Genomic DNA, 8,360 nt, shown 5'->3' on the forward strand with positions numbered 1-8,360 from the left:
GCGCAGGCTGGTGATCACCGGCAGCTGCTCGGCAATGGCGCCGACCACGCGCACCAGCGGTGCAGGCTGTGTCAGTAGCCAGTAATGCGGCGGCTGGTCGTCGGCGCGCGGATCGGCGGTGAAACCTGTGCTACGTCCGTCGGCGACGTAGAGACCGGCTTCCAGTTGCGTCACCGTGAGCGGGCCAGCCGTCGGCGGCTGGAGGATGGTCGCGCTCAGCTGCATACCGCCTTCGGACACATTCACCGTAGCGGCTAGCGGATGCAGTGCGCCGTCGGCCCAGCGCTCGAAATACTCCGCGCGTAGCCGCTGGCCGGCGATATCCACCGTGATGCGCTGCAGGGAGGGATCGGGCTTGAACAGCGTTGAATCGCCGAGCATGAACCAGTGCGTCAGCGGCAGTTCCAGCGCCTCGTCCTCACCGGCCAGGAACAGTGGCATCGAACGTCCGGCGGCCAGGCCGTCGAATACGCTGATGTAGCGGTCCTGCGCCGGAACGATGGTGAGCAACGCGCTGAGTGTGGCCGGCATCACCGTGAGTGCGCGGTCGGTCTGAAAGCGAATCGTCTGCGTGGGAGTGTCCAGCACCGCGCTATCGATGGGCAGGTCGAACGATCCCTGCCGAGGCTGCAACACGAAGCTCAGCGGCGCCTGCGCAGCCAGAGGTGGACGCAGTTGCAGGCCGAGGAAGCGGAAGAAATCCAGTCGCCGCTGGTTGGGAATCTGGTTCTCCATCTGGCCGATGTAGCGCGCCAGGAGGGCGAACAGTTTCAGCAAGGCCAGCCCGGGGTCGTCATTGACTTGTTTTGCATCCGGCTCCTGCGCCATCCACACGGATGTCCACTCCGGCACGTACGCACGCGCGAGCTCCAGCGTCTGCTGGTAGAAGGCGTCGGCGCTGCGGAAGTCGAGCGTGGGGTTGGCGGCGGGATCGCTCATAACGTTTCGGATTTGCTCATGCGTGGCTCCAGGGCTCAGCTCTTCAGGTAAAACGGATAGACCAGGTTGTCTGGCCGGTTGCGATCGCGCACGACGTAGTCGACGGAGATCAGCATGCAGTCGGGCGCCGCCGGGTCGATGCTGGCCCCCACGCCGGCGACCTGGATGCGCGGCTCCCATTGTTCCAACGCCTCGCGCGCATACAGTTGCGCGAGGCTGAGGCTGGAGGCGTTGCCAGCGGCGAACACCAGCTCGTTGATGCGGCATCCGAACGTGGGCAGCATCACGCGCTCGCCGGGCGCTGTCTGAAGGATCAGCAGGATCGCCTGGCGGATGTCTTCGTCGTCCGCCGCGAACATCACGCTGCCGCCCTGCACCCGCACCGGGAACGCCCAGCCGCGACCCAGGAAGTCGTCGCCATTGCCGCGGATGGTGCTCATGCGCGCGTTCATCCGATCAGCACGTTCGCGACGCCGGCCACGACGACCAGTGGCATCGGCGCTTGCGGGCCCACCGGCGGGATGTCATGGCAGGTCTCGCAGAAATCGCCGGCGCGCGCCGCGCCGCGACCGTTGATGCGCACGGTGGCGCTGGCCATGATCACGCGCCCGAGGTTGGTCGGCGGCACCTGGAACGGACCACCCTGCGGTACGTGTGGCGGCATGTTCTGCGCGATTGAGCCCAGCAGTGCGGCGCCTCGTCCGTTGATGCGCACGTTCATGCTGACGTTGGTCTGGATGCGCCCATTGAACGGGCACGGCTGTGGCGTCGGCACCGGACCGCCCGGCGAGGGGATCAGTACGATGTGGATGTCACCGGCGTTGACGATGCTGTCGCCCATGCGCGCTGCTGGCTTGCCCATCGGTCGTTCTCCCGTCAGTTGATTTCGACCATGGCGGCGTTGAGCTTCATGCTCTGCCCGCCATTCGCCTGCAGGCCGTTCGCGCCCAGTTCCAGCTTCACCGAGCCGGCCGTGTTCTGCAGCACCACGTTGGCGGCCTTGAGTGTCAGCGTGCCGCCGGCCGTGACGGTCACATCGCCCTTGGTCTCCACAACAATGCGCTGGTTGGCGGTGTCGATCTGGACCTTGTTCTGCTTCTCGTCGATCAGGGTCAGCTGGCCGTTCTCGCTGTCGTCCAGCAGCAGTTGCTTGCCCTTGGCCGTGCGGATGACGCGAACGTCCTGCTGCACGGCCGCACCCTCTACCGGCGGTTTGATCCCGCCGTTCCAGAGGAAGCCCAGCACGAAGGGCTGGTTGATATCGCCATCGGCGAATGCCACCAGTGCCGACTGGCCCACGGCAGGCAGGAAGAAAGCGCCGTAGCCGGGGCCGGCGAAGCCGCTCATCACCTGCAGCCAGCCCGACTCCAGCCGCTGGCCGTCGACCAGGAAGCTGACCGTGACGCGGCCCAGCCCCTGCGGGTCGTCGGTCTTCTCCACCATCGCCACGGTGACGCCACCGAGCATGGCGCCGGGCAAGGCCTGCGGCATTGAAAGATCGTCCATCAATGGGTTTTCCTCACGCGCCGGTCCGGCGCAATTGCAGTGTGGTGCGATAGCCAGTCGCGTCGTCGTAGTGGTGGCGGCTCGAGCGTACGTAATAGATGCCGTCAAAGCGCCGGCTCAGGCCGGTAAGGCGCACGTTCACTCCCGCGTTGAGGTCCGGATCACCTTCCAGTTCCAGCTCGCCCTCGATGAAGCGATCGAGGTTCTGCATGTATTCGGCGTCTGCACGCGACTGCAGCGCCTGTACCTTGGTGAGGCTCGGGTCGGTGATTTTGATGGCGGCGTCGGGAAACGCCCCGATGAAGTCGAAGCCCGATTCGCTGCCACCCATGCGGGCACGCACCGTGTTCGGGTTACTGCGCGCGCTGATCGGCTTGTTGGTGGCGGGATCGAAGCCGAGCACTTGCACCGTGCTGCCCTCAGTGGGCACACGCAGACGGAGGTCGACGCGACGGATGTCTCGCGGAAAAGCCAGCGACTTCACCGGTGACAAGCCCTCGGCGCTGGGACGGAACACGACCGTGGTCCCGTCCACCACCAGCTCATGGTTGATCAGCGCACAACGTCCCAGCAGGAAGTGATAGTTGTTCTGCTGCCGCTGCCACACGGTTTCATTGAGCATGACCGGCGGCCCGGGGGTGCTCAGGTCGACGCGCGCGGCGTCTGCTACCTTCCTGGCGATGCGGTTTTCATCTATCCCGCTGTAGATCTCGGAGTGGTTACCGAAGCGAAGCTTCGCCATCGCATCGAAGCCGCTGACCGTGGCCGCGGAGTACTCGGCGAAATTGGGTTCGATCGCGTAGATCTGCCCGGTGAGCACGGTGCGTGGCTGACCCAGGCCCATCTGCACGCCGACCTGGTCGCCCGGCTTGAACATATCCAGATCCGCGCCCTGCCAATTGCCCAGTTGCGACAGCATGCTGAACGTGAAGTTGAACATACCCGGCACGTTGATCTCGTTCGATACCTCGACCGAACTGATCGCCGCCTGCATCGACAGCGGCAGGGGCTGCCGGTTGAGCAACAGCCGGAAGGCGCCGGTTTCCGCTTGGGCACTGACGGCCATCTCACACCCTCGCCGGCGGCGTATAGGACTCGCCGTGTACGTCGACGATCACCAGGGTGCGACCGATGTCCGCACGCGTCGGGAAGTTCAGGGGATCGTCGATCCCGTTGGCATCGGCGATCAGTCGCCACAGCGCAGGGTCGCCGAGCGTGTGCTGGGCCACCAGGTAGAGGCGGTCATTCTCGCCCACCGTCCAGAACTGACGGCAGTTGTAGTAGCCGCGCGCAGCCAGGTCCTGTTGCACGGTGAGGACGGACTTGAAGGTGACGTTGAGCTCGGCACGCACCGGCACGCCCGATTCCAGGAACATGGTGAACTTCTGTTCCAGCCGCACGATGATGCCGGTAAACAGCGCCCCGGCCCAGGAGAACAYGACCGTCGGCGGTTCCTTGCGCATGCCCGTGCCGACCGTGGGCTGGGTCAGCGCGGCAATGCGGTTGGTGTAAAGCCGCACGTCAGTGCGCTTGTCGTAGGTATCGAAAAACAGATTGACCGTAAGGTCATCATCGTTGACCCGCTGGAACTGGATGTTCGAGCCCTCGCCCTGCACGACCACCGATTTGTTGAGCGACAACTCGGTGGGGTTGTACATCACCGGGATGGTCTCGGCGGTGGGCCGCACGATGATTTTGGCCTTCTCCAGCATCACAGCCCCCGACGATAGCGTTCGAGACCCTGGCGCCCGGCGATCGCGCCGGCCACCCGGTCGGTCAGTTCACGCAGCACGCGCGGTGCAAGCACGGCCTGTTCGAGTTGGCCACGCCAGGGCGCGTTCTGCGCGAGCTCCTGCGTGACCTGGCGCACCACCTGCTGTTGTAGCTGGCTGGTCTGGCGCTTTGCATCGGGTAACGCGGCGCGTGGTGTACGGCGGAACGTGAGCGTGGTGGAGGGTGTACTGGCATAACTGCGCGGCATCGACGGGGATGTTGCCGCTTGGGTGATGGCCGTGTCGATCGGGTGGAAGGCGGAGAGACGGGCGGCCGCCCGCTCGCGCGGTGTGTCCGGTGTGCCCGGACGAGGTCCCGTGGCAGCTGACATCGCTACCGTGCGATGGCGCGCCAAGGCCAGGAAGTACGTCATGCGCGGCAAGGCATTCGCAGAAGCCTGGCGCGCAGCGGTTGTCCGGGGCGTTGCACCTTTTCCGCGCAACGATGGGGCGTGCCGGTCACGCAGACGCATCCAGGGTCGTGTCGTGGGTCGATGCGAGGGTGCCGTGCTGCCGGGCCGTCCTGTCGGGATATTCTTCGAGAGATCGTCGATCGGCCGCGACGTGTGCCGCCTCGCGGCCACAATGCGCTGCGCCGCGGTGCTCGCGTCGATGGCCGATCGCATTGGCGTCTTGGGCCCACCGCGCAAGCCGGGCGCATCACGCCGGGACGAGGCCCTCCGTCCGTCGACCGACGGTACTTGCCTGTCCTTCAGCTCCCGGACGAATCGCTGTGTGCCGGTCAGGACCTGTGACAACGCCAGCGTGTGCAGTACGTCGTGGCGCTGGTTCCCGCGCACCAACGCCGACTGCCCTTGATCCGGTGCTCGCAACAGATGCAAGATCCCATCGCCGGTAGCGAGCGACCGTGCCGTACGCGAACCGTGCACGCCGCGCGCAACGATGCGGCGCTCCGCGTGATGCCCTCGGCTTGCGACGAACTCGCGCGCAGTGATCATGCACACCAGGTACGCGTGAAGCGAAGTCGCGCGCGCAGCGCGTGCTTCGGCCATGAGCAGCCGTACGGTGAGCCGGTTGTCGATCCGCATCGCGGCGGACGTCCGAGACGCCGTCAGATAAAGCAGCCGGACGCCACCCGACATGCCGAACAGCATCCGGTGCGTGCGCAAGCGTAAGCGCGACGGTGGCAGCGCGTCACGCGCCGGTCGGCGGACGGCACGCGATAGCGCACGACCCAGGGCGTTGCGCTGGTGCATCAGAGCGCGCCACCCACGGCCGAAGCGACACCCACCGCAGCCGAGTACGCCATCGCCGCGCGACTCTTGCGCACGCCTTCGTGAGCGAGCACGAAGCGCTGCGTCGCCACCAGGGTTTGTCCGGCATCCAGCGCCGGTCCCTGCCACTCAATCGGCCACGCGTTGTAGAAGTCGYACCAGACCGTGGGCAAGCCCACGTCGTTGAGCATGTAGATCGAACCGTTACGGCGCTTGATGGTGCCCTGCAGGGTGGATTGGTACCACAGCCACATCGGGTCGAGCGCGGTCAGCCCCGACTCCAGCACGAGATCGCTGTAACCGACCTGCCCGCCCAGCTTATAGGCACGGTCGTTGACGCCACCCTCGCGGATGGTCACCACTTCCATCTTCGAGTCCATCCCGCGTACCGAGGTGAAGCCGCCGACCAGTATGCCCTCCACCTCCACGAAGAAGTTATAGGACTTGAACGGGTCCAGATGCAGTCCCGCGCGATTGGCCACGGCGGCTGCCGCGTTGATGCCCAATGCCATCTCATGTCTCCAGATCGAGGCTGCGCCGCGGCTCGTCCGCGCTCATGGCCTGGTTGATGCGGCTGATGTGCTCACAGAAGCGACGGCGTTCCTTGTGCTCCAGCGCCAACACGTCGTCCAGCGACCAGTGAAAGTGGTACGCGACGAACGCTATCTCGGCGTAGAGCTGATCGGGTGCAGCCGCGCCGCCTGCCCTTTTCCCGCGGAAGCGGCCACCTCGTCGTCCGCGCCGTCCATCTGGTTGATGCGGTTGTAGAGGTCCTGCAGGTACGCGAAGTCCGCCGAGAACAGTTCCTCGATGACGTGCGTGCTGATCATCTCCAGAGTGCCCAGCCGGGTCACCACGCGCGACAGCACGATGATCGACAGGTAGGCGGGATTGGCCTGCACGCGGTGGTCCTTCAGCGGCAGGATCTCGTCGCCGGCGGTAGCCAGGCGCATCACGCCCTGGCGATGCAGGTTGCCGTCACCGTCGCGGTAGCCGATAGGCAGGGTGAACTCGACTTCGGTACTGATCACGCTCACGTTGCTTCCCCTGTCACTTGATGCGGTTGATGTAATCCATGGCCAGTTCAAGCGTCTCCACCAGCACCTCGGTGGAGGACGCGTTGAGCCCCGTGGTGTCGTACTTCACCGGCCAGGCGTTGATGATGTTCCAACGGGCGCCCTCGGCACCGGCCGTATCCATCAGGATCAGCGAGATGTTCTTGCGCGCGCCCGGACTGCCGGAGCCGAGCTGGGACACCTGCTGCTGCCAGTTGTACAGGTCCAAGGTGGTGGTCAGCCCCTTCTTGAGGTTGAGGCGGCCGTAGTTGGTCAGGCCCGATAGGGTGCGCTTGTAGGTCGGGTCAGTGCCTTCGCGATAGTCGACCGTGTCGACGCTGATGTCCGGCACGCTCGCTTCGGAAAACGAGGCGATCTGGATGCCGGCGATCTCGACACGGAAACGGAAGCCGCGGAACGGGTCGGTCAGTTGGGTGGCCATATGTCAGCTCCGGCTTAGCTGCCCGAATCCGGGCCGGCGGTTTTCTGGGTGATGCGGATGATGACGAACTCGGCCGGATAGACCGGCGCCAGTCCGATGTCGATGTACAACTGCCCAAGCATGCGCGTCTCGGGCGGATTGTTGCTCGCGTCACAGGTGACGAAAAAGGCTTCCTGCGGCGTGGCGCCGAACAGGCCGCCCTGCTGCCACAGCGTAGTGAGGAAGGCATCGATGTCGCGCGTTACCGCGGCCCACAAGGTCTGGTCGTTCGATTCGAACACCACCCACTGCAGGCTGTTCTTCAGGCTCTGCTCGACGTAGATGAACAGGCGGCGCACGCTCAGGTAGGTCCATTGCGTATCCAGGGAAACGGTACGGGCGCCGTAGATCACGTTCCCGTAGTTGATCAGGTTGCGTACCGCGTTGACGCCGTTGGGATTGAGCTGGCTCTGGTCGTCGTCGGTAATCGGCCGTTCGACACCGACCACCGTGCGCATGCTGCCGTCATTCACACCGGCCGGCGACTTCCACACACCCACGCTGCTGTCGGTGTGGGCGTAGCGGCCGAGTACCGGCCCCGACGGTGGAATCGGCACGTTGCTGCCCGAGAGCGGATTGAAGATCCAGAGCCACGGGTAGTAGAGCGAGCCGTAGCTGGAGTTGATCGCTTGCGGCTGGGTTTGACCTCCGGACTGCGCGGTGCCCGACTTGAACGCGACGATCTGCTGCACGCTCTGTCCGAACGGTGGATCGGCCGCGTAGAATAGGTTGGCAAGGGTCTCGCACAACAGCATGCCCTGGTTGATCAGCTGGGCCTGCTTGATCGGGTCGGATTTGCCATTGCTGTCGACGATCGCGGCGGTGTCCGGCTGCGCCAGAAGGCTCAGGCCCTGTACCGTCTTGATCGCTTCCTGCGCGGTGGGAAAATCCAGCTGGCCGTTGGTTCCGCCACTGAGTGCCGTGGGCGTGGTCGTGTTGCCGGGCCGCTGGCTGTCTTTGGGCGTCGCCAGGGTAAGACGTACGAACATCGACTGCGAATTGATACGTCCAACGGCCGCCGCATCCAGGAAGGTAARGCCGCTGAAGGTCTCCAGCACGTAATAGCTGTTGCCGCCGATTGCCAACGGGGCGAGGCCGTTCTGCCGCACATAATTCACCAGCAACTGCGTGCTGAGTTTATCCGCGTTGGCGCCGGCGCCGTCGATGGTCGTCGCCTGTACGACAATCTGGAAGTTGAACACGGGCGTCGGCTGAGGCGTGCCACCGCCRTTAGGTGGCGGACCACCGCTGTTGCTGATGTAGTACATGAGGCTCGCGCCCCAGGTGCCGTTAGTGGTGGCGACCATCTTGGCGGTGCCCACCGTGCTGGTGGCAGGCGCGCCGGTCTTGTCGGCCACGCGCAGCACGTAGT

Annotated in this window: 12 protein-coding genes; all 12 read right to left on the minus strand. The window is 65.0% G+C overall.

From position 1 onward, the window contains the following. The coding region (locus tag AC1DT2_RS11305; RefSeq protein WP_477296274.1) for a hypothetical protein at positions 1-939 on the minus strand (939 nt) is incomplete at its 3' end. A 35-nt stretch (positions 940-974) separates the two neighbouring features. Then, positions 975-1,391, minus strand: a complete 417-nt coding sequence (locus AC1DT2_RS11310) for a GPW/gp25 family protein (RefSeq protein WP_477296275.1) — start codon at positions 1,389-1,391, stop codon at positions 975-977. Beyond that, the gene (locus AC1DT2_RS11315) at positions 1,388-1,801 is read right to left on the minus strand and encodes a PAAR domain-containing protein (protein ID WP_477296276.1); all 414 of its coding nucleotides are present in this window, start codon (positions 1,799-1,801) and stop codon (positions 1,388-1,390) included. Before AC1DT2_RS11315 ends, AC1DT2_RS11310 begins: the two co-directional genes overlap by 4 nt. A gap of 14 nt (positions 1,802-1,815) precedes the next feature. Continuing rightward, positions 1,816-2,445: a phage baseplate assembly protein V gene (locus AC1DT2_RS11320; RefSeq protein ID WP_197478504.1), complete on the minus strand. Its 630-nt coding sequence runs from the start codon at positions 2,443-2,445 to the stop codon at positions 1,816-1,818. A 13-nt stretch (positions 2,446-2,458) separates the two neighbouring features. Further along, the gene (locus AC1DT2_RS11325) at positions 2,459-3,511 is read right to left on the minus strand and encodes a phage late control D family protein (RefSeq protein WP_477296277.1); all 1,053 of its coding nucleotides are present in this window, start codon (positions 3,509-3,511) and stop codon (positions 2,459-2,461) included. A gap of 1 nt (position 3,512) precedes the next feature. Beyond that, positions 3,513-4,157 carry a CIS tube protein gene (locus tag AC1DT2_RS11330; RefSeq protein WP_477296278.1) on the minus strand — a complete coding sequence of 215 codons (645 nt, stop codon included), beginning with the start codon at positions 4,155-4,157 and terminating at the stop codon, positions 3,513-3,515. Beyond that, positions 4,157-5,434: a hypothetical protein gene (locus tag AC1DT2_RS11335; RefSeq protein ID WP_477296279.1), complete on the minus strand. Its 1,278-nt coding sequence runs from the start codon at positions 5,432-5,434 to the stop codon at positions 4,157-4,159. Before AC1DT2_RS11335 ends, AC1DT2_RS11330 begins: the two co-directional genes overlap by 1 nt. After that, positions 5,434-5,964, minus strand: coding sequence for a phage tail protein (locus AC1DT2_RS11340; protein WP_477296280.1), 531 nt, complete (start codon positions 5,962-5,964; stop codon positions 5,434-5,436). Before AC1DT2_RS11340 ends, AC1DT2_RS11335 begins: the two co-directional genes overlap by 1 nt. Position 5,965: 1 nt before the next feature. Continuing rightward, entirely contained in the window at positions 5,966-6,118 is a 153-nt protein-coding gene (locus AC1DT2_RS11345; RefSeq protein WP_331709629.1) for a DUF6760 family protein, read from the minus strand. Then, a complete protein-coding gene (locus AC1DT2_RS11350) occupies positions 6,115-6,489 on the minus strand; it encodes a hypothetical protein (RefSeq protein ID WP_063572550.1) in 375 nt (124 codons plus the stop codon). Before AC1DT2_RS11350 ends, AC1DT2_RS11345 begins: the two co-directional genes overlap by 4 nt. Before the next feature lie 13 nt (positions 6,490-6,502). After that, positions 6,503-6,949 (minus strand): phage tail protein, encoded by a 447-nt coding sequence (locus AC1DT2_RS11355; RefSeq protein WP_063572551.1) that lies wholly within the window; start codon positions 6,947-6,949, stop codon positions 6,503-6,505. Positions 6,950-6,963: 14 nt separating this feature from the next. After that, positions 6,964-8,360: phage tail sheath family protein (locus AC1DT2_RS11360; RefSeq protein WP_477296281.1), on the minus strand; the 1,397-nt coding region annotated here is incomplete at its 5' end.

The sequence above is a fragment of the Luteibacter sp. P4_E6 genome, from assembly GCF_056401535.1.

Coding starts and splice junctions, on each gene's coding strand:
- AC1DT2_RS11315 (WP_477296276.1), bottom strand. CDS start 1,801: ATGGGCAAGCCAGCAGCGCGCATGGGCGACAGCATCGTCAACGCCGGT.
- AC1DT2_RS11325 (WP_477296277.1), bottom strand. CDS start 3,511: ATGGCCGTCAGTGCCCAAGCGGAAACCGGCGCCTTCCGGCTGTTGCTC.
- AC1DT2_RS11320 (WP_197478504.1), bottom strand. CDS start 2,445: ATGGACGATCTTTCAATGCCGCAGGCCTTGCCCGGCGCCATGCTCGGT.
- AC1DT2_RS11310 (WP_477296275.1), bottom strand. CDS start 1,391: ATGAACGCGCGCATGAGCACCATCCGCGGCAATGGCGACGACTTCCTG.
- AC1DT2_RS11335 (WP_477296279.1), bottom strand. CDS start 5,434: ATGCACCAGCGCAACGCCCTGGGTCGTGCGCTATCGCGTGCCGTCCGC.
- AC1DT2_RS11355 (WP_063572551.1), bottom strand. CDS start 6,949: ATGGCCACCCAACTGACCGACCCGTTCCGCGGCTTCCGTTTCCGTGTC.